General features: G+C 61.4%; 24 protein-coding genes. 8 read left to right on the top strand and 16 right to left on the bottom strand.

Features of this window, described 5'->3' with window-relative positions; all coding sequences use genetic code 11:
• Nucleotides 1–3 precede the first annotated feature (3 nt).
• Both IC231_RS15725 and IC231_RS15720 read left to right on the top strand, forming a co-directional pair.
• Entirely contained in the window at nt 4–600 is a 597-nt protein-coding gene (locus tag IC231_RS15725; protein WP_190785445.1) for a phosphatase PAP2 family protein, read from the top strand.
• A gap of 151 nt (nt 601–751) precedes the next feature.
• Nucleotides 752–2,002 carry an acyltransferase family protein gene (locus tag IC231_RS15720; protein ID WP_223831450.1) on the top strand — a complete coding sequence of 417 codons (1,251 nt, stop codon included), beginning with the start codon at nt 752–754 and terminating at the stop codon, nt 2,000–2,002.
• A gap of 16 nt (nt 2,003–2,018) precedes the next feature.
• On the opposite strand, the gene IC231_RS15715 is transcribed toward IC231_RS15720, so the two are convergent.
• The 5 genes from IC231_RS15715 to IC231_RS15695 form a co-directional block, all read right to left on the bottom strand.
• A complete protein-coding gene (locus IC231_RS15715; RefSeq protein ID WP_190785443.1) occupies nt 2,019–2,810 on the bottom strand; it encodes a LytR/AlgR family response regulator transcription factor in 792 nt (263 codons plus the stop codon).
• Nucleotides 2,811–2,906: 96 nt separating this feature from the next.
• Nucleotides 2,907–3,965 (bottom strand): sensor histidine kinase, encoded by a 1,059-nt coding sequence (locus IC231_RS15710; RefSeq protein ID WP_190785442.1) that lies wholly within the window; start codon nt 3,963–3,965, stop codon nt 2,907–2,909.
• Nucleotides 3,966–3,976: 11 nt separating this feature from the next.
• A complete protein-coding gene (locus IC231_RS15705; RefSeq protein WP_190785441.1) occupies nt 3,977–4,921 on the bottom strand; it encodes an alpha/beta fold hydrolase in 945 nt (314 codons plus the stop codon).
• 134 nt (nt 4,922–5,055) lie between these two features.
• Complete coding sequence (locus IC231_RS15700) at nt 5,056–5,925, bottom strand: hypothetical protein (RefSeq protein ID WP_190785440.1); 870 nt, start codon at nt 5,923–5,925, stop codon at nt 5,056–5,058.
• Between the two features lie 12 nt (nt 5,926–5,937).
• Entirely contained in the window at nt 5,938–6,408 is a 471-nt protein-coding gene (locus IC231_RS15695; protein ID WP_190785439.1) for an ABA4-like family protein, read from the bottom strand.
• Nucleotides 6,409–6,593: 185 nt separating this feature from the next.
• Here IC231_RS15695 and IC231_RS15690 point away from each other — a divergent pair, with 185 nt between their 5' ends.
• A complete protein-coding gene (locus IC231_RS15690; protein ID WP_190785438.1) occupies nt 6,594–7,313 on the top strand; it encodes a hypothetical protein in 720 nt (239 codons plus the stop codon).
• 168 nt (nt 7,314–7,481) lie between these two features.
• On the opposite strand, the gene IC231_RS15685 is transcribed toward IC231_RS15690, so the two are convergent.
• The 3 genes from IC231_RS15685 to IC231_RS15675 form a co-directional block, all read right to left on the bottom strand.
• Nucleotides 7,482–7,853, bottom strand: a complete 372-nt coding sequence (locus IC231_RS15685) for a hypothetical protein (protein WP_190785437.1) — start codon at nt 7,851–7,853, stop codon at nt 7,482–7,484.
• Between the two features lie 147 nt (nt 7,854–8,000).
• Nucleotides 8,001–10,175, bottom strand: a complete 2,175-nt coding sequence (locus IC231_RS15680) for a dipeptidyl-peptidase 3 family protein (RefSeq protein WP_190785436.1) — start codon at nt 10,173–10,175, stop codon at nt 8,001–8,003.
• Between the two features lie 155 nt (nt 10,176–10,330).
• Complete coding sequence (locus tag IC231_RS15675; protein ID WP_190785435.1) at nt 10,331–11,473, bottom strand: AMP-binding protein; 1,143 nt, start codon at nt 11,471–11,473, stop codon at nt 10,331–10,333.
• A gap of 152 nt (nt 11,474–11,625) precedes the next feature.
• On the opposite strand from IC231_RS15675, the gene IC231_RS15670 reads away from it, so the two are divergent.
• Nucleotides 11,626–11,844 (top strand): hypothetical protein, encoded by a 219-nt coding sequence (locus IC231_RS15670; RefSeq protein WP_190785434.1) that lies wholly within the window; start codon nt 11,626–11,628, stop codon nt 11,842–11,844.
• Between the two features lie 160 nt (nt 11,845–12,004).
• Here the strand turns inward: IC231_RS15670 and IC231_RS15665 are convergent, their stop codons facing one another.
• The 6 genes from IC231_RS15665 to IC231_RS15640 form a co-directional block, all read right to left on the bottom strand.
• Nucleotides 12,005–14,260 carry an N-acetylmuramoyl-L-alanine amidase gene (locus IC231_RS15665; protein WP_190785433.1) on the bottom strand — a complete coding sequence of 752 codons (2,256 nt, stop codon included), beginning with the start codon at nt 14,258–14,260 and terminating at the stop codon, nt 12,005–12,007.
• Between the two features lie 342 nt (nt 14,261–14,602).
• Nucleotides 14,603–14,962, bottom strand: coding sequence for a DUF6370 family protein (locus tag IC231_RS15660; protein WP_190785432.1), 360 nt, complete (start codon nt 14,960–14,962; stop codon nt 14,603–14,605).
• Between the two features lie 122 nt (nt 14,963–15,084).
• Nucleotides 15,085–15,909 (bottom strand): 1,4-dihydroxy-2-naphthoyl-CoA synthase, encoded by an 825-nt coding sequence (menB, locus tag IC231_RS15655; protein WP_190785431.1) that lies wholly within the window; start codon nt 15,907–15,909, stop codon nt 15,085–15,087.
• A 141-nt stretch (nt 15,910–16,050) separates the two neighbouring features.
• Entirely contained in the window at nt 16,051–17,988 is a 1,938-nt protein-coding gene (menD, locus tag IC231_RS15650) for a 2-succinyl-5-enolpyruvyl-6-hydroxy-3-cyclohexene-1-carboxylic-acid synthase (RefSeq protein WP_190785430.1), read from the bottom strand.
• Nucleotides 17,989–18,065: 77 nt separating this feature from the next.
• Complete coding sequence (locus tag IC231_RS15645) at nt 18,066–19,298, bottom strand: chorismate-binding protein (protein WP_190785429.1); 1,233 nt, start codon at nt 19,296–19,298, stop codon at nt 18,066–18,068.
• Entirely contained in the window at nt 19,295–19,744 is a 450-nt protein-coding gene (locus IC231_RS15640; protein WP_190785428.1) for a hotdog fold thioesterase, read from the bottom strand. Before IC231_RS15640 ends, IC231_RS15645 begins: the two co-directional genes overlap by 4 nt.
• Before the next feature lie 82 nt (nt 19,745–19,826).
• Between IC231_RS15640 and IC231_RS15635 the strand changes: the two genes are divergently transcribed.
• The 4 genes from IC231_RS15635 to IC231_RS15620 all read left to right on the top strand — a co-directional run bounded on the left by IC231_RS15635 (nt 19,827) and on the right by IC231_RS15620 (nt 24,274).
• Entirely contained in the window at nt 19,827–20,453 is a 627-nt protein-coding gene (locus tag IC231_RS15635) for a histidine phosphatase family protein (protein ID WP_190785427.1), read from the top strand.
• A 228-nt stretch (nt 20,454–20,681) separates the two neighbouring features.
• Nucleotides 20,682–22,484, top strand: a complete 1,803-nt coding sequence (locus tag IC231_RS15630) for a pyruvate dehydrogenase complex dihydrolipoamide acetyltransferase (RefSeq protein ID WP_190785426.1) — start codon at nt 20,682–20,684, stop codon at nt 22,482–22,484.
• A 139-nt stretch (nt 22,485–22,623) separates the two neighbouring features.
• Nucleotides 22,624–23,160: an ATP-dependent protease subunit HslV gene (hslV, locus tag IC231_RS15625; protein ID WP_190785425.1), complete on the top strand. Its 537-nt coding sequence runs from the start codon at nt 22,624–22,626 to the stop codon at nt 23,158–23,160.
• Between the two features lie 142 nt (nt 23,161–23,302).
• Nucleotides 23,303–24,274, top strand: coding sequence for a deoxyhypusine synthase family protein (locus IC231_RS15620; RefSeq protein ID WP_190785424.1), 972 nt, complete (start codon nt 23,303–23,305; stop codon nt 24,272–24,274).
• A gap of 79 nt (nt 24,275–24,353) precedes the next feature.
• Here the strand turns inward: IC231_RS15620 and IC231_RS15615 are convergent, their stop codons facing one another.
• On the bottom strand, nt 24,354–25,271 hold the full coding sequence (locus IC231_RS15615; protein ID WP_190785423.1) for a DUF3667 domain-containing protein: 918 nt from the start codon (nt 25,269–25,271) through the stop codon (nt 24,354–24,356).
• 109 nt (nt 25,272–25,380) lie between these two features.
• Nucleotides 25,381–26,763 carry an OmpA family protein gene (locus tag IC231_RS15610; RefSeq protein WP_190785422.1) on the bottom strand — a complete coding sequence of 461 codons (1,383 nt, stop codon included), beginning with the start codon at nt 26,761–26,763 and terminating at the stop codon, nt 25,381–25,383.
• Nucleotides 26,764–26,863: the final 100 nt, after the last annotated feature.

Genomic DNA, 26,863 nt, shown 5'->3' with positions numbered 1-26,863 from the left:
ACTATGCTCGACTCGTTGATGGTGCGCCGGGTGGCGGCAGCAGTATCCGGGCTGGGGCACCCGTTGATGCTGGTGCCGGCGATGGTGGCTTTTGTGGCCGTGCGGCAGTGGCAGGGCGCGGCTTCCGGGTGGGCTATTGGCAGCGTGCTGCTGGTGGTAGTGCCCATCGGCTTATGGAACCTGCGGCAGACGCGGCGCGGTACCTACACCAACTTCGACGTATCGGAGCGGAAGCAGCGCAACTCCTTTTATCCGGTGCTGCTGGCGTTGCTGGGGCTGGCCACGCTCGTGCTGTTCTGGCAGCAGCAAGCCGACGGCGGGTTCCGGTACGGCCTAGCGGCGGCGTGGGGGCTTCTGCTGGCGTGCTACCTGCTCAATTTCTGGCTGAAAGTGTCGTTGCACGCGGCTATATCCTTTTTCTTGGCTTGCGTGCTGCTACGCCTGGAACCCACCTGGGGCGCAACCGCTCTGGTGCTGGCCACCCTGATTGCCGCTTCGCGGCTTGTGCTGCGCCGGCATACTCTGGCCGAGCTGGTGGTAGGCAGCGTGGTTGGCTGGGCAGCGGGTGGCGGGCTGATGTGGATACTACCCGAAGCCTAGCTGGAGAGGGGAGATAGTGAAAGTGGTTGGATAGGAATCAATGGCTATTGATATGATATTTCAAATGTTACACTAATAAATGCAATAATATAATAGTCTTTTTAATCCCAGTCATAGTCAATACTTTTACTAGATTTTTTAGTCTGATCTAATGGCAAGAACTGTTACGCGAAAACGATTTTACTTCGAAAATTTAGACGGTTTGCGAGGGCTGTTTTTTATACTGGTTTTCATCTCGCATGGCTGCGACTATAAGTCTCCCGAACTGCAGACGCATTGGGTAAACCCGATCGTGCAGTTTGGTACTGTCCACGACACGTCGTTGGTGCTGTCTTTCTTCTTCGTGATGAGCAGCTTCATCATTACGATGTTGCTGCTGCGCGAAAAGCAGTTTGAAGGGCAGGTGCATATCGGTGCCTTCTACTTGCGGCGCTTGTTGCGCATTGCGCCGTTGTATCTGGTTATGCTGGGCATCGGCTTTGGGCTCTACCCCTGGTTACGCAGCTTCGGCAGCCACCCCTATACCGAAGTTGCCAGCTTGTGGCATCACCTGGTGTTCATACAGAATTTCGATTTTGTGGAGCGAATGCCGGAGTTCCTGGGCCTGAGCGTACTTTGGTCGTTGGCGGTGGAAGAGCAGTTCTATCTGGTCTGGCCCTTGCTACTGGCTTTGGTGCCGAGACGGGCATTGTTTGCTACGTTCTTGGGCATTCTGGCCGCTGTGCTGGCCTGGCAGTGCACGCACGACCTCAGCCCATTCCATACCCTCACCTGCGCCTCGGACTTGGCAGTAGGAGGGTTGGCAGCAGTAGCCGTGTTTCATGCTCATCAATACCGCCATCCGCTCGCCCGCCGCTGGCTGCTGGCTGTGCGCCATCAGTCGCCCGTGCTGATTGTGGCCCTGTGGCTGGCGGCCATTTATCTGTACCGGCACGGCTTGCGGGATGCTCCGGCTATGGTGCAGCCCTTCGAGCGGCTTGTGGTTGATATAGTGGCAGTATCGGTGCTGCTGGAACAGAATTACGGTCGGAAGTCACTTTTCAAGCTGGGGTACCTGCCTGGTTTCCGGAAGCTGGGGCAGTTGGCCTATGGCCTGTATCTGCTGCATGCCGTGGCCATTGTAGCAGTAGATGACGTGTTGCACCTCACGGGTCTGCCCAAAACGGTCTGGAATATTGTGTTGCTCAAACCTGTACTGGCTTTTGCTCTGACGGTGCTGGGCGCCATGGTGAGTTTCCGCTATTTCGAACTTCCCTTCCTGCGTCTCTACGGTAAGCTGCTACCGGCGCCACCCAAAGCTTCCGCCACTGCAACAGTCTTCATCGAGCCTGATCTTATTCCGGCGACTGCAGTACCCGCGCCGTTGGCTCTCTATACCAGCACGGCGGTGAGTAGCCGGTAGCTAACACCGTAGTCGCCTAGCCTTCCAGCCACTGCTTCACCAGCGCTGCCTTCTCCCGGCTGACTAGCACTTCCTCGCTGGGAGCGGGGTGCAGGTCCAGCAGCAGCTTGCCGTTGAAGTGCAGGTGCAGGCGCTGCACCGCGGGCAGCTGCGCGAGAAATTGTCGGTTGAGGCGGAAAAAGTGGTGCGGGTCGAGGAGGCTCTCTAACTGTTCCAGCGTGTAGTCTACCACGAAGCGGCGCCCATCCTGAGCAACCAGCGTGGTAGTTTCGTGGCGGCTCTGAAACCAGGCTACCTGCGCGGCGGGCAGTGGTAGCAGCTGCTCGCCGTTGCGCACCAGAAAGCGGGTTTTGTACCGTGTGTCGGGGCGGGGAAGGCTGTCGAGCAGGTGTTCCAGGCGGTGCGCAACGGTATCCTGGGCAGCCGGATCTGAGAGGCTGGTGGGTGCTGGGGCGCGCCATTCCCGCAGCTTGGTGAGGGCTGCCTGCAGCTCGGCCAGCTTCACCGGTTTCAGCAAATAGTCTACGCTGTTGGCTTTGAATGCCCGAATGGCATAAGCGTCGTAAGCCGTGGTGAAAATCACCGGACTGCGCACCACCGTCTGCTCGAATACTTCCAGGCTCAGCCCATCGGCCAGCTGAATGTCGCTCAGAATCAGGTCGGGGGCGGGGCTGTTGTCTAACCATTGCAGTGCTCCGGCCACACTATCCAGCACGGCCAGCACCTGGGCGTCGGGGGCGGCTTGGCGGAGCAGGCGCTGAAGCCGCTCGGCGGCCGGGTATTCATCTTCGAGCAGCAAAACAGTCATGCTTTTCAATTAAAAGTTGAAGCTGGTGTGGGCCACATCAGGCTATTGCCGTTGGGCAGTGTCAGGGCAGGCAGTTTGCCTGCGGGAGGCAACGCTTCATCCTTCCTGTTTCGATTGAATCAAAGGCAGCTTCACCCGGAACCAGCCAGCATCGGTTGATACGTGCACCGGCGCGGCTGCCTTCAGCAGCTCGTAGCGGTGGCGCACGTTGCGCAGGCCGGTACCAGTGCCGGGCGCAAGGCCGGCAGTGCGGGGGCGCAAGCTGTTCTCGACCACCAGAAACTGCTGCCCGGCATCCACGCCGATGCGCAGCTCCAAAGGGTGTTCCCGCGAGGCTACGTTGTGCTTGAGGGCGTTTTCCACGAGCAGTTGTACGCTGAGCGGCGCCACATGAGCCGCCAGCGCACCCGGCGAAATGTCTGTTTTCACCCGTAGGTTGTCGCGGAAGCGGGCTTTGTGCAACGCCAGATAAACGTTCACAAATTCCAGCTCCTCACCCAGCGGCACCGTTGGCTTGTCGCGCGCCAGCAGTACGTAGCGGTACACATCGGCAAGCTGCTCCACGAATTGCTGGGCTGGCTCGTTTTCGGGCTCAATCAGGGCCGACAGCGTGTTGAGCGAGTTGAAGAGAAAGTGCGGGTCAAGCTGACTTTGGAGGGCTTCGAGCTGGCTCTGTACGCCGGCACTTTGCAACTGCTCGGCACGGCGCACGTTCCGGGCCCATTGCTGAAACAGGTGCCAGCTTTCGTAGATAAGCTGCACCACCACCGTGGGTACCATGTTCAGCCCGAACTCCGACAGGTAGCCAGCCGTGGTGAGGTGCCCGCCCTGCGCCCGGGCCGCCAGCAGCCCGATACCCAGCGTTACTACCGCCGTGATGGACGTGTTGATGAACGCCAGCCACCACAGCCGCCGCGTGGTCTGCTCGACGCGTGGAAACCGCCGGAGCAGCAGGCGCCATAGCTGCCGGCCCGCCAGCCAGAATACGGTGGTGATGCCCAAGGACACCACCCAGGCTCCTAACGCTTCCGGCGCGGAGCGCACCTGCAGCAGCCCCCGCGGCAGCAGCACCAGCAAGGCCAGCGCCGGGATGCCGAGCAGCAGAAACCACCGGTCGTTCAGGAAAGCGGCGGGACGTTCGGCGGGCAGCGGCATGCAGCAGGATGTTAGCGCGGGAGTTTCTGCACGAAGCTAACTACCGCCTGCCGGAACGTCGCTGGCTGCTCCAGAAACGAGTTGTGCTTGCCGGGCAGCGTCACGGTCTGCTGCTTCGGAAACCGGAACGTGCCGGGCATAGCACCCGTCGTGCGGTCGTCCTGGCCCACGATGTTCAGTACCGGCATTAGTAACCTGGCCGTAGCCGGCACTAAATCCTGGCCATAGTCGGGCAGCTGGCCGCTGAAAACCTGGGTGCCGAAGTCCGGATTGGCAGCCACCGCGCGACTAACACGGCCGGCGCGGGCAGCCATAGAGTCGGCGGAAAACTGCAGCTGCCAGGCCATCTTTTGCTGTTGCAGCGCGCCCATAACCATGCCCACGCGCTGCATCATCGGCAGGCCGGGGTTGGGCTGCGCGGCGGCAGGCAGCAGGGAATTGCCGTAGTGCAGCATGCTTTCCAGCGAAGCCGGCGGATTCAGCACGGCATTCACCAGTACCAGCGCCTGTACCCGTTGCGGGTACTGAGTGGCATAGGCCGTGGCAATAGTGCCGCCGAACGAATGCGCCATCACCACCCACTTTTCCAGCCCAAGGTGCTGCCGCAACTCTTCCAGGTCCTGCACCATGCGCGCCATGGAGTAGTGCTGGCGGGAAGAACTGGCCGAGCGGCCACTACCGCGCTGGTCGAAGTAGATCAGGCGGAGGTGGTCTTCGAGGCGGTTGCCGCCCAGCTTCTCAAACGAGTAGCTGCCCGCGCCCGGTCCGCCGTGCACGTACACGCAGGGCGTGCCCTGGCCCGCTACCTGCACATATAGTTGCACCGAGTCGGAGGTGAGCAGGGTAGTGGGGCCGTTGGTAAGCTTACCGGTTGCTTGCTGGGCGTGGCTGAGAGAAACAGTAAGCAGGAACAGACTCAGTAGGATTGTGCGGAAGGAGTAGTGAAAGGCAGCCATTCGTAGGGGAGAATGAAGAAAGAAAGAATAGGAGAGGAGCCGGGTGAGGCATACCTGCACGCACCGGGTGCACCGGTTACCTGCAGCATCTGGTTGTAGTGGCAGTGCTTACTCAGCCGTAAGAAAATCAGGCGCTACAGCTGTAGCAGTGGCACGCCACGCATAGCCTGCTGAAACAATGCCACTACTAAGCCAGCATAGGCAGCAGCGCCCAGCCAGGTCAGGAGCACGGCGCGGCGCGGCAGCCGGCGGCTTAGCCACCAGCCCAGCAGCGGCACCACCTGCAGACTATGCAGGCCCAGAAAATGAGCAATGCGCAAGTCGCCGGCGCGGGTGCTCCAGCCGATGCCAGGCAAGCCGGCGCCACCATCCGGCGCGCCCACCGTGTGCTGGTTCAGATGGATCATCATGCCGCCCAGAATACTGCCGGCCAGAAACAGCAGCAGCCCCAGCCGCACGCCCCAGACGTAGCCGGCCGGGCCGTGGGGCCGGTGCCGCCATACCAAATACACGGCCCAGCCGGTCAGCAGCGTGTTCAGCATAATCATCACGCCCATCACCTGAAACAGGGTGGCATCGAAGGTACTGGCGATGTTGAAGTGTGACGTAGTGCCGCGTGCTGCCTGCACGAAAATGCACACTTGCTCGGCCAGCATGCTCAGGGTCACTCCCCAACTCAGCACACGTACCGAGCGTTGCGCTTGCGCCGGCAGGTCGGCCAGCAGCCATCCTAGTGTCCAGACAAAGGCTATAATGGACAGGCAGAACTTGATGGGCTTAATCCAGACGAGGCTGCCGGTTACCAGCCGTGTATCGAGTGGGAGCAGTACCAGCGCTACCGCCAGCAGCCCCACATTCAGCCAGCCGGCCCAGCTAAGCACCGGATTCGCGCGGTGCAGTGTCCGCAGCCAGGCCGCGGCGTTGGAAACCAGGGAAGTAGTGCTGCCAGCCGATGCGGTGGCGGGGGAGGCAGTGGTTTTCAGAGAGAAGGAAGCAGCAGACATGGCGCAGAAAGGCTAAAGGACAGCAGCAGAAACCGAAGCGGCAGACACAGCGGCAGCGCGCGGATAGAAGCGCCGCACCAAGGCGTAGAGCAGTAGCCCCACCGGCCCAAACAGAAACGTAAGCAGCAGGCACGGCACCAGCAGCAGATGGGGCACGCCACGCCGCCGCGCATCCAGGCTTTCCCAGATGCCCATACCCAAATCGAAGCACAGATAATGCACCCAGCCGGCCAGCAAGGCCCACGGGCTGCGGAACAGCGCCGCCACCTGCTGCAGCGAACTGAACCCACCTTCCGACGCGTGCGGCCCCAGGTAGTGGCTCCCAATCAGAAGCGCGTAGGCCGCGGCCAGCACCAATGGTAATGCCCCATTCAGCACCAGCCGCCGCGTGAAGCTCCAGCGTGGGGCCAGCACCAGCAGCGCCCAGCCCAGCATGGCAACCGGGTTGGCCAGCGAAAATAAAAAGTCGGGAGTGAGCGGCATGGTAGTGAGGCTGAATGACGATTCTAAAGTACAATGTGCCCGGCCCAAAGTCAGTGGCAAAAGCGGTGAACCGTCACCAGCGCTAGGGTGAACCGGAAGGTTGGACCAGTGAACCGGATGCCCGTTCGGCGGTTAGTAAAGCCAGCTTCAGTAACTCCGGCCCGATTCGGCCGTACCTTTGCCCCGTGGAAGAGTCAAGTTCGCCTATCCGATGGCCCGTAGTGGGCGCGCTCAGCCTAGTGTTGCTGGCTGGCTCCGCTGCTGCCCACCCCCTCACGGCTCCTTCTTCTTCCGCCGACGACAGCGCCGCGGTGCGCCAGCCGCACCGCCGCCCGGTGTTTCAGCTGGATATCCGCAACTCTATTATCAATCACCGGCTGGTAACCGTGCCGGGCCTGAAGCTGGGCATTGAGTGGCGCGGCCGGCTCCGCACCGGGCTTGGGGTGTACCTGCTCAGCAACGGAATTCCCTCGCGGCAGCCTATTCCGTCGGAGCTGCCGGCTGCCACCACCTCGGAGCTGCGGCTGCGCTACGTGGCCGGCTACGGCGAGTATGTGGTACTAGGTAATCCGCGCTGGGAAATTGCCAGCCAACTCCAAATTGGGGTGGGCAAAACCTACGCCCGCTATGCGCTGCCTGATGGCAGCCTCGTTCGTTCACCCAAACGAATTATCTGGCTGGTTGAGCCTTCCCTAACGGCCCAGATGCGGGTCTACCGTTGGCTGGCGTTGGGTACCGGCGTGGGCTGGCGCCAGCCGGTATTTATCAACCGATTTACCCAGCGCGAACTGAACGGGCCTGTGTTTTACGGCCGCGTCAAGCTTTCCCTCGGCGACGTGTATAAGGTAATGCGAGGCCGGCAGCGCCTGTTCACGCAGCAGGGCCTGCGCCGTGCAGATTGGTAGAAGACAGCATACAAAAGCATCTGTCATCCTGAGCAAAGCGAAGGACCTTGTCACGTCTGAACGATTGATGCCATAGCGGCTCGTTCAAGCGTGACAAGGTCCTTCGCTTTGCTCAGGATGACAGACAATCTTTGCCGTGCCTCCTCGCAATGACAGATGAGGTGTTTACTACTTGCTCACGTTTACACCCTGTGAGGAACGCAGGCGGCGCAGCATAAAGAACTGCTCCTTGTTGCGCAAGTTGCCCTGTGCCACATCGCCGTACACCTGCACTACGTCCCAGCCCAGGGAGCCCATATAGTTAAGGGCGCTGATGTGGGTGGCAAATACCTGCAACTTGCCCGCTTCCAGCTTGGAGAGGGAGCCGCCGCCCAGCTTTTCGGGGCCAAAACCGAAGTCCACGAATACGTCACCGCTTTTCAGGTGCAGCTCGCAGTATTCGTAGCGGGCAGCAGCAGTAGCTGGTGAGGTCTGGGCGTGCAGGGCGGGCGCTGTCAGGAGCAGGGCCAGCAGCAGGAAGCAGGCGGAAAGGTATTTCATGCGGAGGTTGGTTGTGAGGAAGATGAGAAGTATATGTCGTCCTGAGCGTGCGAAGGACCTTATTACGGCAGAGCAATGAGCGTAACAATGATTAGCTCTATCGTAATAAGGTCCTTCGCACGCTCAGGATGACCCGCGACGCATTAGCTAGTTGTAGTTCGGCAGCAGGCGGTATTTGCGGCCGTAATCCAGCATTTGCTTCGCAAAGTCGGTGGGATATTCCACTTTCACGTCCACAATTTTGCCATCCTGCTCCACCGGCACCAAGCGCGGCTGAATGAAGCCAGCATAGGGCGCAATGTTGAGCGTGGCGTAGCGAGCCAGCACTTCCTTATGCAGCACCGGGTCTACTTTTACGCCGTAGGTTTCGATGAGGGCTTTGCCGGCGGCGTAGTCGCCTTCACTCGTGATGCGCTGCAACTCGCGCAGCAACTGCCCAAACAGGCCGCGCAGCTTGGCGTAGTCGTTCACGCGGAAGTAGGTTTTGCCGTCGCGCATCACCTTCTCCACCACTTTTTCCTGCTTGCCTTTCTCAAACACCCATTTGGCCACCATCTGGCGGTTGCGCATGTGGGCTTCCTCCACGGTTTCGCCCAGCTGCAGCCGCACAAGCTGGGTCATCAGGCCATTGCGGATGTAGTTGTCGTACTCGGCTTTGGCTACATCAGCCGAAGGCACCACGCCCAATTGCTGAAGTTTGGCATCGGGTAGGTAGTAAAGGGCCACGAGGTCAGCGCGGGCTTCTTCCAGCGCCGAAGCGTAGCTTTTCAGGGTTTCCTTGGGTGTGCCTACGCCTTTGTTGATCTGGCCCGAAGCATGCCCGATTACTTCGTGCATATCCGTGTGGAGCTTGCCGGCCAGGCCCGCATACTGCCGGGCGCGCTGCTTCTCAGCTTCGTCGTAAGCAAACTCGTCGAGCATGCCACCAGCATCGGCCGCGCCGTAAGCATCCACAATGTTGCCCAGGTTTACCGACTTCGAGCCGTGCTCTTTGCGAATCCAGGTGGCGTTGGGCAGGTTGATGCCGATGGGCGTGCTGGGCGCGGCATCACCGGCTTCCACTACCGTCGTAATCACCTTGGCTGTGATGCCCACCACGTTTTTCTTTTTGTGCTCAGGCTTGATCGGCGAATTGTCCTCGAACCACTGGGCCTCGTCGCCGATGGCACTGATGCGCTTGGTGGCTTCCAGGTCCTTGAACGACACCACCGACTCGTAGGAGGCACGGTAGCCCAGTGGGTCGCCGTACACCTCAATAAAGCCGTTTACCACGTCGGTCAGCGACTTGGTATCGTGCACCCAGGCAATGTTGTACTCGTCCCACTTCTTCAGGTCGCCGGACTGGTAGTACTCCACTAGCTTCTGCAGGGCCAGCTTCTGCTCGGGCGTTTCGGCCACGTCGGCGGCCTTCTTGAGCCAGAACACAATCTGTTTCAGCGAGCGGCTGTACATGCCCTCCACGCGCCACACCCGCTCCTGCACTGCGCCCTGCTTGTCCTTCACCAGCTTCGAGTTGAGGCCGTAGGAAATGGGCTGCGGGTCTTTGGCGTTGATTTTTTTCTTGTAATACGCCTCGGCTTCGGCCTGGCTCACGCCTTCGTAGAAGTTCATGGCCGACGTCTTCAGCAGGTCCTTGCCAGCCTCCTGGTTGACGCGCTTGGCCGCCACGTTCGGGTCGAATAGAATGGGCGTCATCGTGGCCACAAACTGGTTCACCGACTCGCCCTTTTCCAGCGGCAGCAGCTTGGAGTCGGTGGCAAAAATCAGCTCCTTGAAGTAGGCCGGCGTGCACTCGGGCACAAACTTGCGGGTGCTGTAGTGGTGGTGGATGCCATTGCTGAACCACACCCGCTTGGTGTAGGTGGCAAAGCCGTTGGCGTGGGCAATCTGCTGCTGGTTGGTGCTGGCCGTGCGGCGCTCCTCGTTGGCGGCCCACACGGCTTCCAGCGTACGCAGCACGCGCAGGTTGTGCTTGTAGTTCTGGTCGTAGATGATGTCGCGCCCGCTCAGCGCTGCTTCATACAGGTAGTAGAGCAGCTCTTTCTGCTGCGCGCTCAGGGCCTCGAAGCCGGGCACCTGGTAGCGCAGAATGCGCAGATCAGCAAACTGCTCGCTCACTACCTCAAACGGCGGCGTGGCGGGGGTAGACGCTGCTGGTGCCGGCTCTGCCGCTACGGCCGTAGCCAGCTGACTTGCAGCCTCCGTAGTGGCCGTGCTGACGGCAGTGGTGGGGGTAGTAGTGGTGCTGGAAGTGCTGGCACAGCCGCCGCCAAGCTGAGAAGCCAGCAGCAGCGTCGCCACAGAAATACGGGTACGCTTCATGGAAAACAGGCAGAAAAGGAACAGCCGCAAAGCAACGGAATATTTCCCGATGTATAGGCGAAAATTGTACTATAGGTGGGCTTGTGACTTTTGTGGAGTAATACAAATGAGTACACACACTCCAGTAACCAGCCTTCCAACTGACCTGCTGCCTGCTACCGGCCGCCGGTGCTGGGGGCGGCTGTGAGGCTACGCACCGTGTTCAGCCTGTCAAGCTTTCCGGAAGCCGTGGTACGAAACTGGGGCACGTACACAAAGTCACGGGGCACTTCGTATTTGCTGAGCCGCTGGCTGAGCAGGGTGCGCAGGTGTTCCTGCTGGGCGTGGGTCAGCTTGGTGCCTTCTAAAAACGCCGTCACCTGCTCGCCAAGGCGGACATCGGGGCGGCCGGCTACAAAGGCCCGGCGGCCCTGGCCTAGTTCGGTGAGGGCCACTTCCAGCACCTGTTCCACTTTCTCAGCCTGCACCTTCACGCCGCCGCTATTTATCACGAAGTCGGCGCGGCCCAGCCACTCAAACGTGTGCGCATCGAGCAGTTGTATCCGGTCGTTGGTGGTGATAAGCTGGTTGTCGGTCATGTCGGCACGCACCGTCAGGCAGCCGCGGGCGTCCTGTGCTACCTCTATGCCGGGCAGCACGTGGTAGGTAGTCTGCACATCGGGGCCATTGAGGCGGCGCAGGGCAATGTGCGAGGCAGTTTCGGTCATGCCGTAGGTGAGGTACACCGGCACCTTCAGCTTCTGAATTTCTTTCTCCAGGCTTTTCTCCACGGCCGCACCACCTACCAGAATACCTTTCATGCGGTTGAGGCGCGGCGCGTGGCCAGCCTCCAGCACTGCGCGCAGTTGCAGCGGTACAAAAGAGGTGAAATCGAACTCCGCGTCCTGCGGCAATAGCGCCAGCGGATCGGCGTGCGGCTCCACAATAGTCAAGTGCATGTTCCGCTCGAAACCGCGCACCAGCATCATAATGCCGCCTACGTACTCGCAGTTCAGGCACACCAGCATCCGGTCGCCGGAGCCTAAGTCGAAGTAGTCGCCGGTGCGGCGGGCGGAGGCGGCCAGCTGCTGCCGCTTCATCGTCAGCGACTGGGGCTGGCCCGTGGAGCCGGACGTGCGCAGCCCGAACTCCAGGGTGCCGTTGAGCCACTGCCGGCAGAAATCGAGGACGCGCGCCTCGTAGCCGTTGAGGTCCTGGGGTGCCTGCGCGGGGTACTTCTGAATGTCGGCGTAGCGGAATTCGCGGCCGTTGAGCAGCAGGGAGTCGGGCAGGGTAGGAGCGTAGGGAGCAGCAGCCATGGAAAGGAGCGAAAAGCGGAGGCGTAAAGATTTTCAGAAACAACCACATCCGCATACGAAGCTCCCACCCAAATGGCAGAAAAACCAGCTAGGGATTGACATTGAGCGGGTTAAAACCGTATCTTAACTTTGTCCATCACGCCCCAATCGCCATGACTACGCCCGTCGCCAGCCCGTTTGCCCTGGGCCGCACCTTCGTCTTTCGGCGCTACCTCACGCTGCGCCGCCATATTGCTGCGCCCGCCGCTGATCTGGCGGCCAAAGCGGCCCGCCGGGCGCGCAAGCTGCGGAAGAAGGAAGCCAAGGATGAGCGGCTGCGCAACTTCTTCGGCTGGTGTGCCGGCTGCGAGGCCTATGGCTCCATATTCTGAGCGCCGCCCGGCGGGTTTCCCGCGTACTGACCACATTGCGTATGCACCGGCCTGCAAAACAAAAGCGCCACCCGGAAGGGGTGGCGCTTTTGTTTTGCATTGTTGTGGGCCTGATACCATAGCCGTTGTCGGCTATGCGCTCCGGCCGGGGCCGTGCGGGCTACTGCACCAGCAGGCGCAGATACTCTACGTGGGTGCTCAGTTGCACCATCACCAGGTATACCCCCGGTTGCAGGCCGCCGGGCAGCGCATAGCGCACCGGTTGCCCGGTTGCCAGCTTCGTGCGGAATCCGGCGCCCAGGGGCTGGCCCTGGGTGTTGCGCAGCTGAATTTCGGCCGGCCCGTCGTAGCCCGTTACGCTGAGCCAGGCCCGGTCGCCGCTCTGCACCGGATTGGTGATGCTGACCTGGGGCTTCTCGGCGGCCTGGCGGCTGGCAAAGGCCGGCGTTTCGGGGGCGGCCCAGGCCGTGGCCTGCGTGGAAACCCGCAGCGTGTAGGCCGTTGTGTTGCTGGTAGCCCCGTTGTAGCCGTACACGCGCACGTAGTAAGTGGCCGCCGGCGCGCCGTTGTACACAATGGTTTCGGCGGTGGTGCTGGCTGAAGTAGACGAATACAGCAGCGTGCCGCCGGCGGTATAGAGCTGCAGCTCGTAGTCGGCGGGCAGGGTGCTGAGCGTGACTTTGATATTGTTGTTGGTGGAAGAGCTGGTGAACTGATACCAGTCGACATCGGTGGCGGGGCACACGTAGGCCAGGTTGTTCACGTTTACGCCAATGGACTTACCAGCGGCCAGGGTTTCGTTGGCCTCGTAGCTGTCGGTGGGGCAAGAGGCCGTGCCTCCGCCCACCGACGACCAGCTGGCCGCGAAGCCTGCCCGCGTGGTGGCGCAGTCGGAGCGCAGCTCCAGGTACATCTTGCCCGACGAAGCCGTGAGCGTGCCGGGGTTGGTGGTGCCGGAGAACTTGCCCAGCAGCGGGGCCTGGTTGTTGGCCCCGTTGTACACCAGCAGATGGTCGTAGGCATTTTCCAGGTCGAAGCTGCTGAACGTCAGGCGTACGCTGCTGGCTCCGGTGGGGGCAATCAGCTGGCACTGGCGCACGTCGTCGGGGTAGTTGGCGCTGGGGCCGCCCGCATCGTAGAGGGTGCCGGTCGCGGCAGTCAGCGTCGAAACGGTCGGAGCATTGTTGACGAGCGTGTAGAACCGTTCCCAGTCCCAGTTCACGCCGGGGTCGGTGTGGGTCTGGTTCGGGAAGTGCTGGTGGCCCTTGATTTTCACGCAGGCCCCCGTACTGAAGGTGCCCGTGGTGGCGGCCCCGTAGAACGTGCGCAGCCCGCTGATACCGTAGCCGCTGCCCACAATGTCGCGGGCCAGGGCGGCCGAGCTGGTGTACATGGCCGTGGTATACCAGGAGGCATCGTTCACGTAGCCCTCGTGCTCCGTCCCGATGGTGTAGGGGTTTTCGGAGCCGATGTGCCAGGCCTTGTTGGCCTCCGTTACCATCTGCGTCACCTGCCCGTCGCTGGAGCGCACCACGTAGTGCGCCGACACGCTGGAAGAGCAGTTCTTAAACCACGAAATGCAGCCGGCATATGTGCCCTGCACCGTATGAATGGCGTAGTGCGTGATGGCCGTGCCGCTGCGGGAGCTGAAATTGCAGGTCGTCAGGTTGGTGAGGGCCGGGCCATAATCGGTAGAAGATGTGAGCGAGTACGTTGAGCCGCCCGGGTCAAACACCTGCCCCTCGGCCTGCACCTGCCGCTCCGATACCTGCGTCGTGCCCGCGCTTAGCACCCGGTAGTTGGCCCCGAAAATGGCCGGCAGGTCCAGCTTGTAGTCCGGAAACCCATAGCGGCTCTGGTTTTCGGGCCTCGTCAGGAAGGTCAGCACGCTGTACAGGTGCGAGTCGAGGGCGAACGTGCCCAGCGCGTCCCGGTCCAGTGGCAGCTCACTCAGGGCCAGCAGCACGGGCAGGTGCCGGGCCGGCATATTGGCCCGCAACTGACGCTCGTTGGCCAGGCGGGCATAGGCCGCCGCGTAGGCCAGAATATTGCTGCGCGGGTCTGCCTTGATGCGCTCCACGCTCACGTCGGAGAGCTGGGCTACCAGCCGCAGGTTCTCCCGGAAGTGTCCTTTGCCGTCGGCTATCAGCCCCATCACGCCCGCCGGCAGCGGCATGCCCATGCAGCTGGCCTGCTCCTCAGCCCCGATGTGTCGGATGTGGGTCTGGGTGTAGGCCACGGCTTCCAGCATACCGCGCGGAATCACCGGATACAGCCGGTAGGCCTCGGCGAAGTCGGCCGCGTACGGCGTGGCCGTGCTGATGGCCGTGGTGGGGGCCAGCCGGGAGCCGGTTTGGGCCCTAAGCCCCGGCGCCAGCCCTAATAAGGTACACGATACAAGTAAAAACTTCTTCATATAAGACAACCAAAGGGGAATAGTGGAAGAAGACTTTGGTAGGGATAAGGTATCGATAATGCGCAGTCCGACAAACGACTATACTTCAAAAGAGGTGATATGACAAAATTGTGTTACTGCGAAATATTCAAGAAGTGCCTGCAACAGGCGTCAGCGCTCTGTGACCCGGCCGGGGCTGCCGGAAACAAGCAAACTCCCCTGAGGCGCGGCCTGCCAGAGCAGGGGCATCAGGGGAGTTTGCAGTGGTGCTGCCTGGCGTATTGGCTGGGGTGAGCCGTGGCGCGGGCAGGCGAGAAAGGGGCGGGGCCGATGAGCTTTGGCCTGTGATGTAGCTGCCGGGTTCTACCGGCCTTCAGTAGCTTCGGGCAGCAACCGGAAATACATTGCTACAAACCGGTTTGCTACCACCTTGCCCTGCACCTGTGCCTGGCGGATAGCATTGCAGAGCCCGTCGTCGGCGTGGGCGTCGCCGTGCGAGTCGATGGTGGTGCCGTCCACGAAGTAGGCTTTGCCATCCAGCCGTACCGCCAAGTCGCAGCCCTTGCCGGGCAGGCCTAGCCGGCACTGCCCGCAAGCTGCTTCAGCCAGCAGGAGCGGCTTCGCCGGATCGGGGGCAGGCGCGCTGGCGGCTGGTTTGGCAGTCTGAGCCTGTACGGTGGCAACTGACGAAAAGCTCAGCAGCAGCATCCACAAAAGTTTCATGGCCGGAAGAGTTAGACAGGCGTTGATAGGACGAAGATAGCTAGGCGCAGGCAAGCTGGTAAAGAAAACTGCCTGCCCGCAAGCGGGCAGGCAGCATTTTGGGGGCAACGGCAGCCGCGCCGTTACGGGAACTTGGGGTACTTTGAGAAATCGGGTGTGCGCTTCTCGATGAAAGCGTTTTTGCCTTCCTTGGCTTCCTCGGAGAGGTAGTAGAGCAGCGTGGCGTTGCCGGCCAGCTCCTGAATACCAGCCTGTCCGTCCAGCTCGGCGTTGAAGCTCGATTTGAGCATGCGCAGCGCCAGTGGGCTTTTCTCCAGAATCTTGTGGCACCAGGCCACGGTGGTTTCCTCCAGCTTGTCGAGGTGCACTACTTTGTTCACAAGGCCCATGTCGAGGGCTTCCTGGGCGTCGTACTGGTCGCAGAGGAACCAGATTTCGCGGGCCTTTTTCTGGCCTACCACGCGGGCCAGATAGCTCGCACCAAAACCGCCGTCGAACGAGCCCACTTTCGGGCCGGTCTGGCCGAAACGGGCGTTGTCGGCGGCAATAGTCAGGTCGCAGACCACGTGCAGCACGTGGCCACCCCCGATGGCCCAGCCGGCCACCATGGCTATTACCGGCTTCGGAATGGAGCGAATCTGCTTCTGCAGGTCCAGCACATTGAGGCGCGGCACGGTGTCTTCACCGATGTAGCCGCCGTGGCCGCGCACGCTCTGGTCGCCGCCCGAGCAGAAGGCTTTGCCACCTTCGCCGGTGAGAATGATAACGCCGATATCCGTACGGTTGCGGCAGATATCCATGGCTTCAATCATCTCCTGCACCGTGAGCGGGGTGAAGGCATTGTGCACCTGCGGACGGTTGATGCTGATTTTGGCGATGCCGCCAGCCTGTGTGAAAAGGATTTCGCGGAACTCCTTAATCGGGGTCCAGGTAACTTGTTCGGCCATAGGAAATGAGGAAAAGAGAAACAAAAACACCTGTCATCCTGAGCCCGCGAAGGACCTGATTATGTCACGACGAGTCGTTGTTACAATACTCGTTTGAAGTGCATAAGGTCCTTCGCAGGCTCAGGATGACAACGGCATGTATTACGCAAAAGATGACTTCACCGCAGCGCGGTACTGTTCAAAAAACTCGGCGTTGGTCTTGCTGTCGGTGGTAATTTCGAGCAGGCTGGCGCCGGATTCGGGTGCAAAGAAAACCGGTAGCGCCAACTCTAGTTCAGCAAAAGTAGATACTGCGAAGTACTGCAGCCCAAAATCACGGGCTGTGTTGGCGGCCGTAAGGGGCTGGCGCGTCTCGAAAAAATCCTCCAGCTCCGGCTGCTGGCGTGGCCCATCAATCAGGCGGAAAATGCCGCCAGCGTGGTTGTTGAGCAGCACCACGCGCAGGTTGGGCGTGGCGTAGTTGTGCCAGAAGGCGTTCCGGTCGTAGAAAAATGCCACGTCGCCGGTGAACAGCACTACCGGCCGGCCGGGCTGGGCCAGCGCCGTCCCCACGGCCGTGCTCGTGCAGCCATCAATGCCGCTGGTGCCGCGGTTGGCAAACACCTCCACGAAGCGGCCGGCCGGCACCCCCAGAATGTTGGCGTAGCGCACAGCCATGCTGTTGGCCAGGTGCAGCGCCGTGCGGTCGGGGAGCTGCTGCAGGGCGTGGTAGATGGCAGTAAACTCGTTGAAGGGCTGCTGTGGCTGCCGCATGAAGTCCTGCAGAAATCCGGTGGCCCAGTTCTCGGCCGCCAGCCAAGGCTTGAGGTAAGCCGCTTTGGCCAAAGCCTCAGTGTCATTGAGCTGCCCGCCGCTGCCGGGCCATACCAGCCGCAGCGTTCCGGCCGGCGCAGGCGGCCGGGCTACGCGCGTGGCGTCCTGCGCGGCCGTGTGGTTGGGTGTGGTAATGATTGGAATCGAGCCTGTGGGAGCGGTGGCCGCGCCAGAAATCGAACCTAAACCTTCGGAGGCTCCCATACTATCCGCTGTACCAGAAGTATCTGTCAGCGCCGCAAAAAAGTCCATTGGCTCCATGCGCACCACTTTCGTGAGCGACTGGAATGTGTCGGCTACGGGGCCGGCCGGCTGGATATGCCAGTGCTGAGCCGGGCGGGCGCCGCGCAGATACAGCTTGAGGGCTTTGGAAATAAGCGACTGACCGAAAGTAATAAGCAGTTCCGGCTTCAGGGCTTCTTTCAGGCCCGGCTCGGGCACCGCCATAAACACGTCCTGGCGGCCTAACGGGCGCAGGCGTTGGTCGTAGTCGGGCGCGGCGGGCAGGTGCAGGTTGGCAATCAGGTCGCCCACGACCGGCACCTGGAAGGCGGCGGCAAAGCGGTGCAAAGCCAGCAGCAACTCCGTATCGGCCGGGTGCTGACCCGCTACCAGCAGCACGCGGCTAGTACTCCGGATGGCGTCGCGCAGCTCGGCCAGCACGGTGGCTGGTAGCTGCGGCCGACCGGGCAGCTCGCGCGTCACCTTCACAGCCTCAAACCGCAGCTCCTCGCCGGGCTTGGGGTAGAAAGGCTCCCGCAGCGGCACGTTGATTTGTACCGGCCCGGCCGGAAACTGCTCGGCCAGCCCTATAGCCTCCGACACGATGCGCCCGGCATGCCACTGCGCATCTGTATGGGACGTGTCGGCCGGAAACTGGAACGAACCTTTGGCGTGGGCGCCGTACAGGTCGGCCTGCCGGATGGTCTGGCCATCGAGCTGATCAACCCACTCCGGGGGACGGTCGGCGGTGAATATCACCAGCGGAATCTGCTGGAAATAGGCTTCGGCTACGGCCGGCGCGTAGTTCAGGCCCGCCGTGCCGGAAGTGCACACCAGCGCCACGGCCCGCCGCTGCGCCTGCGCCAGTCCCAGCCCAATGAAAGCCGCCGCCCGCTCGTCCGGCACCGTGCGCACCTGTATGCCGGGGTGGCGCGCAAAGGCAATGGTGAGGGGTGCACACCGGGAGCCGGGCGAAAGCACCACGTCCGTAATGCCCAGCTGGGCGCAGATTTTGGGAATGTTGTGGATTGCTTGCAGCGACATAGGAACAGATAACCGGCGGGAGGAAAAAAAGTAACTGCCTGTTCAGCCCATACGGCAGTATTTGGCAGCAGACTCAGCTACTCATGCAGAATGGCCCCGGCCGTGCGCAGCTTCAGCTCGGTTTCCCGCCACTCGCGGGCGGGGTCGGAATCGATGGTGAGGCCGGTGCCGGCGTAGAGAATGGCCTCGGTAGGGCGCAGCTGGAAGCACCGCAGATTCACGAAAAGGTGGGCCGCGCCGGGCTGCGGCAGGTTTACAGGGCCCAGAAAGCCGCTGTAATACGCCCGGTCGTAGCCTTCGTGCTTCTCGATAAAGTCCAGGGCTGCCTGCCGGGGCATACCACCCACGGCGGACGTCGGATGCAGGAGCCGCAGCATATCGGTGCCGAGCGTGGGAAACGGCACCTTGCGCAGGTCCACCATGAAATCGGTGCGCAGGTGCAGCACTTCGCCGGCTGCTACCGTGCGCGGGCCGGTTTCCTGGTAGTCGCGCAGGCGCAGCTGCTTGAAGCAGCTCACCACGTAGCGCGCCACCAGCGCCTGCTCCTCAATTTCCTTCTGCCGCCAGATGGCTTCACTGGGTTTGTGGCCCTGTTGCAGCGGCTGGGTGCCGGCCAGCGCCATCGTGCAGAATTTGCCGTCCTGCGTTACCTGGGCCAGTATTTCGGGGGTAGCGCCCAGCCACGTACCGGCGCCGGGTGCACTCACCAGAGAGCAGAAGGCGGTAGGGTAGCGGCGGGTCAGCTCCAGGAAGGCGTTCAGGGCATCGAAGTGAGGCGGCAGCGGCTGGCTGGCGGCCCGGCTGCTTACCACTTTCAGCACTTCACCGTTTTCTATGGCCTCCACGCTGCGCCGCACCAGCGCCGCGTACTCTTCCGGCGGCGCCATGTGCGGCACCGGCTGCGGACTGACATGCCAGGAAAGGGCCGGGGCGGGCTGCTCAGCGGAAGAGTTGAGCCACTCCAGCAGCGCGTGCGCCAGCGTAGCTGCTCCTTCCGCCGCCTCGTTCACCTGCAGCAGCTCCGGGTGCTCCGTATCAAACACCGCGTCAGCCGGCAGGAAAAGTGCGGGGTTGTGGTCGGTGTCGCGGAAGGGGAAGAAGGCGAAACCGGCCGGCGCAGTAGGCTCCAGGGCCGGCGTCAGGCCGGTAAGCGCGGCTTCCGCCGAAAAGCTTAGGCACAGCTGCACTGCTTCGGTGTTCGGCAGGCGCCACAGGGCCACGGGCAGCTTGTGCTGCAGCGCAAACGCCACCAGCTGCCGCAGCCGCTCCGGCGCAGCGGCCGGGCCGGGCCAGGTCAGGTGGCGTCTCATGCCTGAGGCTGCGCGGCGGGCGGCAAGTCGATAACGGCCATGGTAATGCGGCTCACGCAGACCAGCACGCCCGTTTCCTCGTGCGTAATCCGGATTTCCCACACCTGCGTGCTGCGGCCCACGTGCAGCGCCGTGGCGCGGCCCACCACGTAGCCCGAATGCACGCCTTTAAGATGGTTGGCGTTGATTTCCAGCCCCACACAGGCCTTCTTCCGTACATCCACCTGCAGTTGAGCTCCGATGCTGCCCAGGGTTTCGGCCAAGGCCACTGAGGCGCCGCCGTGCAGCAGGCCCATGGGCTGGTGGGTGCGGTGGTCGACGGGCATGCGGCCGGTCAGGGTCCGGTCACCTACTTCCGTCAGCTCTATGCCCAGGTGCTCGCCCAGCGTGTTGCGGCACCAAGCATTGAGCTGGGCCAGATCAGGAGAAAGGCGTTCCGTATCCATTGGCAGAGAAAAAGATGTCGAATCAGGGATTCTGGGAGTGTAAAACTACTTTTGCCCCCAAACCAGCAAAGCTAGCGGGAAAGTGAACGTCAAAAAAATATACCTTATCCGGCACGGCCAGACCGACTTCAACGTGCGCGGCATCGTGCAGGGCAGCGGCGTCGATTCGAGCCTGAACGAAGCAGGCCGCCGGCAAGCCGCGCGCTTCCATGCCGCCTATGCCCATTTGCCCTTCGATAAAGTCTACACCTCGGCGCTGCGCCGCACCCACGAGTCGGTGCAGGGCTTTCTGGAGATGGGCCTGCCCCACGAGCAGCATACAGCCCTGAACGAAATTAGCTGGGGCGTGCGTGAAGGAACGCGCATCACGCCCGAAGAAGACGCCGAGTACCAGGGCGTGCTGGACCAGTGGGGCGCCGGCCAGACCCACGCCCGCCTTACTGGCGGCGAGAGTCCCGACGAAGTAGCTGCCCGCCAGCGCCCGTTTATTGAGCTGCTGAAAGCGCGGCCCGAAGAAGAAACCGTATTGGTGTGCATGCACGGCCGCGCCATGCGGGTGCTGCTCTGCCAGCTGCTCAACTACCCGCTGCACCACATGGATTCGTTTGAGCACCGCAACCTGTGCCTGTATCGGCTGCATTATTCGGGCGGGATGTTCACGGTGAGCAGTTTTCTGGACGTAGCCCACCTGCAGGAACCGAACCCGTAGCAGGTAGTCTGGCTGCCGGCTGAAAGAGCTTGCCGCGGCTCCAGAACTGGCCCCAACCCGAACCGAAGTAAGCAGGCTTTGCTGGCCGGGCAGCCCGCAGAAAAGCAGTTTGAACCCATAAAGGCGAAAATTCGCTTAGTCAAAGGTCTTTCCGGAACGCAGAGTTTCGTTTGCACCCCCGGATTTTCGGGCTAATTTTGACCCCATTCAATTCAACCGCAGACGCAGATGGCCGAAATCATAAAAATGCCCAAAATGAGCGACACGATGACCGAGGGGGTCATTGCTTCGTGGCTCAAAAAAGTAGGCGACAAAGTGAAGTCCGGGGACATTCTGGCTGAAGTCGAAACCGACAAAGCCACGATGGAACTCGAAAACTACGAGGACGGCACCTTGCTTCATATCGGTCCGAAAGAAGGTGATGCCGTGCCCGTGGATGGCGTACTGGCCATTGTAGGCCAGGAAGGCGAAGATATTTCTGCCCTGCTCAGCGGCGCAGGTGCCGCGCCGGCAGCTGCCCCAGCACCGGCCGCGCCAGCTCCGGAAGCACCTAAAGCTGAAGAATCCAAAGCCGAGGAACCGAAAGCCGAAGAGCCGAAAGCTGAAACTCCGGCTCCGGCCGCTGCGCCTGCCGCACCGGCTGCGCCTGCTGCCGGCAATGGCAAAAAAGCCACCGTCATCCGGATGCCTAAAATGAGCGACACGATGACGGAAGGCACTATTGCCTCCTGGCTCAAGAAAGTAGGCGACAAAGTAAAATCCGGCGACGTGCTGGCTGAAGTCGAAACCGACAAAGCCACGATGGAACTGGAAAATTACGAAGATGGTACGCTGCTCTACATCGGCCCTAAAGACGGGGAGTCGGTGGTGGTAGACGGCATCCTGGCCATTATCGGGGAAGAGGGCGCCGACGTGCAGGCACTTTTGGGTGGCCAGTCGGGCGGCAGCGCCGCACCGGCGGCGGCCGAGGCCCCCGCGCCAGCAGCGGCTCCCGCTGAAGCTGCGCCTTCACCTGCTCCAGCTGCTGCGGCCCCTGCTCCGGCACCTGCGGCAGTGGCTCCTGCCGCCGCGGCTACGGTGGTTGCACCGGCTCCGGCTGGTACCCGCATCCTTGCCTCGCCGCTGGCCAAAAGCATTGCCAAAGACAAAGGCATCGACCTGAGCAACGTGAAAGGCTCCGGCGAAAACGGTCGTATTGTGTCCCGCGACCTGGAAACGGCCCAGCCTGCGGCAGCTCCTGTCGCTCAACCAGCCGCTGCTCCGGTTGCGGCCCCGGCTGCTGCTGCTGAAGCACCCAAGACGGAAGCTGCGCCAGCTCCGGCTGCCGCCCCCGCACCAGCCGCCGCCGAAGGCACCTACACCGACACGCCCGTGTCGCAGATGCGCAAGGTTATTGCCCGTCGTCTGTCGGAAAGCCTCTTTACGGCCCCGCATTTCTATCTGACGATGGAAATCTTCATGGACCGCGCCATGGAGGTTCGCACGCAGCTCAACACCCTGTCGCCGGTGAAGCTCAGCTTCAACGACCTGGTAATTAAGGCAGCGGCCGTGGCGCTGAAGCAGCATCCGGCTGTCAACTCGTCGTGGCTCGGCGACAAAATCCGCCAGAACAAGGTGGTGAACATCGGGGTGGCCGTGGCCGTGGACGAAGGCCTGCTGGTACCCGTAGTGCGCAACGCCGATGGCAAAGGCCTTTCCACTATTGCAACGGAGGTAAAGGAACTGGCCGGCAAGGCCAAGAGCAAGAAGCTGCAGCCCGCCGAGTGGGAGGGAAGCACCTTCACCATCTCCAACCTGGGTATGTTTGGCATTGAGGAATTCACGGCCATCATCAACCCGCCGGATGCCTGCATCCTGGCCGTGGGCGGCATCAAGCAGACGGCCGTGGTAAAGGACGGAGAGCTGGCTATCGGCAACGTGATGAAAGTAACCCTCTCCTGCGACCACCGCGTAGTAGACGGCGCCACCGGCGCGGCCTTCCTCCAGACGCTGAAGAGCCTGCTGGAAGACCCCATGCGCATGCTGATTTGAGTATAAAGTAACGAGAAAGCCCGTCATCCTGAGCGGAGCGAAGGACCTTACCACGCCAGAGCGGTTTGCCGTTCGGCCCGCGCCCCGCGGTAAAGTCCTTCGCTCCGCTCAGGATGACAATTTTTTAATCCCGCCCGATATGAGAATCCGTTCGACTACTGTGCTTGGCGTACGCCACAACGGCGAAATTGCCCTCGGTGCCGATGGCCAGGCTACCATGGACAAGCACGTAGCCAAGAGCAACGTGCGCAAGGTCCGCAAGCTGCAGGACGGCAAGGTCGTAACCGGCTTCGCCGGCTCCACGGCCGATGCCTTCATGCTGCTCGACAAGTTTGAGGAGAAGCTCAATGGCTATGGCGGGCAATTGCGCCGCGCCGCCATTGAGCTGGCCAAGGAGTGGCGCAAAGACCAGTACCTGCGCAAGCTCGAAGCCATGATGGTGGTCTGCGACAAGGATGAGCTGCTCATCATTGCCGGCACCGGCGACGTGCTGGAGCCCGACTCTGACGTGGCTGCCATTGGCTCGGGCGCCATGTACGCCCAAGCTGCCGCGCTGGCCCTCAAGAAGCACGCGCCCCACCTCACGGCCCGCCAGATGGTGGAAGAAGCCCTGCACATTGCCGCCGACATCTGCATCTACACCAATCACAACCTGATGATTGAGCAGCCGGTATAGGTTGTCAGAAGGCAAGAAAAGAACGTCATGCTGAGCTTGCCGAAGCATCTCTACCGCCAAAGTAACTAGATAGCATTGTGGTAGACATGCTTCGGCAAGCTCAGCATGACGGCCAATAGAAACAACATAAACCACCTAACCCATGCAAATCACCAACTTCCTCAAGCACCACTACCGCCACTTCAACGCCGCTGCCCTGATTGATGCCGCCGAAGGCTACAACAAGCACCTCGCCGATGGTGGCAAGATGATGATTACCCTGGCCGGCGCCATGAGCACCGCCGAAATGGGCATCCAGTTGGCCGAGCTGATTCGGCAGGACAAGGTGCAGATCATCAGCTGCACGGGTGCCAACCTGGAGGAGGACATCTTCAACCTGGTGGCCCACGACTTCTACGAGCGGGTGCCCAACTACCGCGACCTGACGCCCGCCGACGAGCAGGCTTTGCTGGAGCGCCACATGAACCGCGTAACGGACACCTGCATTCCCGAGGAAGAAGCCATGCGCCGCCTGGAGCACTCGGTACTGAAGTTCTGGGAAAAGGCCGACAAGGCCGGCGAGCAGTACTTCCCCCACGAGTTCTTCTACCAGATCCTGAAGTCGGGCGAGCTGGAGCAGTACTATCAGATTGACCCCAAGGACAGCTGGATGCTGGCCGCCGCCGAGAAAAACCTGCCCATCATCTGCCCCGGCTGGGAAGACTCCACGCTGGGCAACATCTTCGCCGGCCACGTCATCAGCGGCGACATCAAGAACGTGCACACCGTGCGCACCGGCATCGAGTACATGATTTACCTGGCCGGCTGGTACACCGAGCAGGCCACGGAGGCCAGCAAAGTGGGCTTCTTCCAGATTGGCGGCGGCATTGCCGGCGACTTCCCCATCTGCGTAGTACCCATGCTGCACCAGGACCTGGGCCGCACCAGCGTGCCGCTGTGGGGCTACTTCTGCCAGATTTCGGACTCCACCACCAGCTACGGCAGCTACTCCGGCGCCGTGCCCAACGAGAAAATCACCTGGGGCAAGCTGGGCCAGGACACGCCCAAGTACATCATCGAGTCGGACGCTACCATCGTGGCCCCGCTGATTTTTGCCATGGTGCTGGGGCAGTAATTGCCGAACACTGCTTAACGAAAAGCCCCGTCGCTGAATCAGCGACGGGGCTTTTTGATTTGTGAGGCGAAGCGACAGATTACTGCTGATCAGAAGCCGGTGCTGGCTTGGGTGCTGACTTAACCTGGGGCGGCTGCTCTGCGCCTTGCTTGGCAGTGCTTGACTTCACCACCGTCATGAGTACAATTCCCAGGATGATCGGCACGTAAATGCCGAGCACAAACGGAAAGAAGCCACGAATCAGGCGCCCCGCCAGGCTTAGGCCAGTGTGCACCAGCAGCGTGCTGTAGGCCCAGGTGGCGAAACCAATCGACAGCGCGCTGATGGCGAAGGTAATCATCTGGATGTGGGGAGTACCGGAGTACAGATACACTACAGGCAGCGAGAATAGCGTCAGGGCGTTGCAAATGGCCGTGATGAAGGCCGCAATAACCAGGCACTCGGCGTAGTTGTAGCCGCCACGGCGCAGAAACAGTCGTGCAAACCCGGCAATGGACGGTACCAGCGCTACGTATATCCAGCTCATGTACTTGGCCATAAATTGCACTCCTGATTTCTGCATCTGGTACACCTCCTCCGGCACGGCAGGGTCGCGGGGCGGCATCATGTCGATGTGAAGTATAGAGGAGATAAAGGCAAAAGTACCCGTCACGATTAGCAGCAGTGATAAGGGCCGGAAGTGGTTGACGCGCTGCCCCGCCAGGTAAGCCCGAATGGTAGTACCTGGCCGGCTGATGATGGTGCGCAATGAGTAAATAATGCCCTTATCTACGTGCCATATACTGTGCGGAATGTCGTGTAGCATGTCCGCCATCGTCAGGCGGTGCGTGTGGTGGGCATCCTGTCCGCAGTGGCTGCAGAACCGCTCGGGCACCAGTGTACCGCAGTTCAGGCAGGCCGCCGGGCTGTGCTCTGAAGCAGTACGTGAGTCCGTACCGTGTACCGGGCGGGCCGACCTGGGGCCGAGGGTAGGGGATGAAGTAAGCGGAGCTTCCATATAGGCCAGAGTGAATATTTTTGAAATAAAGGCACTTATTCTAACTATAGCAAGCAAAAAAGCCCGCCGCTGGATTCAGCGGCGGGCTTTTGCGGGGGGGTGATGAAACTTACTTTTTGGTCACGCGCACATCCACGCGGCGGTTCTGGGCGCGGCCTTCGGGCGTGTCGTTGGTGGCAATGGGGTGCTCCTGGCCGTAGCCTTCGGCCGCCACGCGGCCGGCATCGATACCGCTGTCCAGCACCGCCTTGCGGGCGGCGTTGGCGCGGTCGGCGCTGAGGGTCAGGTTCATGTCGGCGGCACCTTTGTTATCGGTGTAGCCGCCCAGCTTCACGGCTGCATTCGGGAAGGCCTTCAGAATAGCGGCCAGGTTCTTCAGCTGGGCCTGCGACTCCGCCGTCAGCGTAGACTTGCCGGTATTGAAATACACCCGGTCGAGGCTCATCCAGCCCTGCGTCTTGTCGTCGCTGACTGTCTGGCTGGCATCGTTCAGGAAGTTGAACAGGCGCGACTCAAACGAGTTGCTGCCCACGTTCAGGACCGTGCCATCGGGCAGCGTGATGTCGGCGTTGACGCCCGTATCGTAGATGTAGTTGCCACTGGCCTCGTCGTAGCGGCCGGTAACGGCAGCCGGAGCTGGCGCAGCAGCCACAGACGTGGTGGTGTCTGTCATGGTGGTTTCGGTGGTTGTTGAGGTAGCAGTTTCCGGCTCCTTGTTGCAGCCACGCATGAAGTAGAAGAGAGCCGCCAATACAGCAAGCAGCAGCAGCAGCCACGGCCACCGGCTCGGGGTAGCCGCCGCCGTTTCCACGTCGCGGGCCGTGTGGCGGACCGCGTCGCCGGTGCGGTTTGCCGCTGCCGAAACGGTGCTACCAACATTGTGGGCGGTAGCACTGGCCGCATTGCTCATCCCCGTGGCTCCCAGGCCCAGGCCGGCAAGCACGGTGCCCAGACCGCCCGGCAGGCTGCTCAGTGCTCCCGTAATGTTGCCCTTCTGACTGTTGAGGTAGCTGCCGAAGCCGTTGGCATCGAGGTGGTTTTCGGCTGTGTGCTTGCCCAGCAGGCCCAGCACTACCGGCACCGCCATATTCATCAGGCTGCTGGTGGTGGAAGTGCGCACCCCGGCCTGCTGGCTTACGCCCTCTACAGCGGTAGTGTAGTGCGAACCAAACACGGACCGCAGCATTTCGGCCCCCTTGTTCAGCAAGCCGCCATCCGTGGCGGGTGCCGAGCTGTTGACGTTCAGGCCGCCCAGCAAACTACTTAGATTGCCCAGGATTCCGTTGCTATGCGCCTGGTTGGCCAGCCCAAACAGCTCAGCTGAGCCACCGGGCTGATGCGAGCGAGCAAGCACTCCACCCAGCACCAGGGGAATGATGCTGCGCAGCGCCGTCCCAATGTTGCTTTCGTTCTCGCCCAGCGCGGTGCTGGTCTGGTGCATGGTGTCGCCGCTGAAATAGTGCTGGACGAGCTCTAATAGGCTCTGGCTCATGGTCTTTGGGAGTAAAAGGATGAGAATACAGCCGCATACGCAAGAGAAATAGCAGAGTCTAAAATATATTGATATTTATATGCTTTGGCTTGAGTTTCCA

It is taken from the genome of Hymenobacter duratus (assembly GCF_014698995.1).
GTDB lineage: Bacteria > Bacteroidota > Bacteroidia > Cytophagales > Hymenobacteraceae > Hymenobacter > Hymenobacter duratus.
The sequence above is the reverse complement of the archived record's forward strand: the minus strand, read 5'-3'. Positions and strand labels throughout refer to the sequence as shown.

Coding starts and splice junctions, on each gene's coding strand:
- IC231_RS15640 (WP_190785428.1), bottom strand. CDS start 19,744: ATGGATACGGAACGCCTTTCTCCTGATCTGGCCCAGCTCAATGCTTGG.
- IC231_RS15705 (WP_190785441.1), bottom strand. CDS start 4,921: ATGGCTGCCTTTCACTACTCCTTCCGCACAATCCTACTGAGTCTGTTC.
- IC231_RS15620 (WP_190785424.1), top strand. CDS start 23,303: ATGCAAATCACCAACTTCCTCAAGCACCACTACCGCCACTTCAACGCC.
- hslV (WP_190785425.1), top strand. CDS start 22,624: ATGAGAATCCGTTCGACTACTGTGCTTGGCGTACGCCACAACGGCGAA.
- IC231_RS15710 (WP_190785442.1), bottom strand. CDS start 3,965: ATGCCGCTGCCCGCCGAACGTCCCGCCGCTTTCCTGAACGACCGGTGG.
- IC231_RS15675 (WP_190785435.1), bottom strand. CDS start 11,473: ATGGCTGCTGCTCCCTACGCTCCTACCCTGCCCGACTCCCTGCTGCTC.
- IC231_RS15700 (WP_190785440.1), bottom strand. CDS start 5,925: ATGTCTGCTGCTTCCTTCTCTCTGAAAACCACTGCCTCCCCCGCCACC.
- IC231_RS15665 (WP_190785433.1), bottom strand. CDS start 14,260: ATGAAGAAGTTTTTACTTGTATCGTGTACCTTATTAGGGCTGGCGCCG.
- IC231_RS15715 (WP_190785443.1), bottom strand. CDS start 2,810: ATGACTGTTTTGCTGCTCGAAGATGAATACCCGGCCGCCGAGCGGCTT.
- menB (WP_190785431.1), bottom strand. CDS start 15,909: ATGGCCGAACAAGTTACCTGGACCCCGATTAAGGAGTTCCGCGAAATC.
- IC231_RS15615 (WP_190785423.1), bottom strand. CDS start 25,271: ATGGAAGCTCCGCTTACTTCATCCCCTACCCTCGGCCCCAGGTCGGCC.
- IC231_RS15660 (WP_190785432.1), bottom strand. CDS start 14,962: ATGAAACTTTTGTGGATGCTGCTGCTGAGCTTTTCGTCAGTTGCCACC.
- IC231_RS15670 (WP_190785434.1), top strand. CDS start 11,626: ATGACTACGCCCGTCGCCAGCCCGTTTGCCCTGGGCCGCACCTTCGTC.
- IC231_RS15720 (WP_223831450.1), top strand. CDS start 752: ATGGCAAGAACTGTTACGCGAAAACGATTTTACTTCGAAAATTTAGAC.
- IC231_RS15695 (WP_190785439.1), bottom strand. CDS start 6,408: ATGCCGCTCACTCCCGACTTTTTATTTTCGCTGGCCAACCCGGTTGCC.
- IC231_RS15645 (WP_190785429.1), bottom strand. CDS start 19,298: ATGAGACGCCACCTGACCTGGCCCGGCCCGGCCGCTGCGCCGGAGCGG.
- IC231_RS15630 (WP_190785426.1), top strand. CDS start 20,682: ATGGCCGAAATCATAAAAATGCCCAAAATGAGCGACACGATGACCGAG.
- IC231_RS15725 (WP_190785445.1), top strand. CDS start 4: ATGCTCGACTCGTTGATGGTGCGCCGGGTGGCGGCAGCAGTATCCGGG.
- IC231_RS15685 (WP_190785437.1), bottom strand. CDS start 7,853: ATGAAATACCTTTCCGCCTGCTTCCTGCTGCTGGCCCTGCTCCTGACA.
- IC231_RS15610 (WP_190785422.1), bottom strand. CDS start 26,763: ATGAGCCAGAGCCTATTAGAGCTCGTCCAGCACTATTTCAGCGGCGAC.
- IC231_RS15680 (WP_190785436.1), bottom strand. CDS start 10,175: ATGAAGCGTACCCGTATTTCTGTGGCGACGCTGCTGCTGGCTTCTCAG.
- menD (WP_190785430.1), bottom strand. CDS start 17,988: ATGTCGCTGCAAGCAATCCACAACATTCCCAAAATCTGCGCCCAGCTG.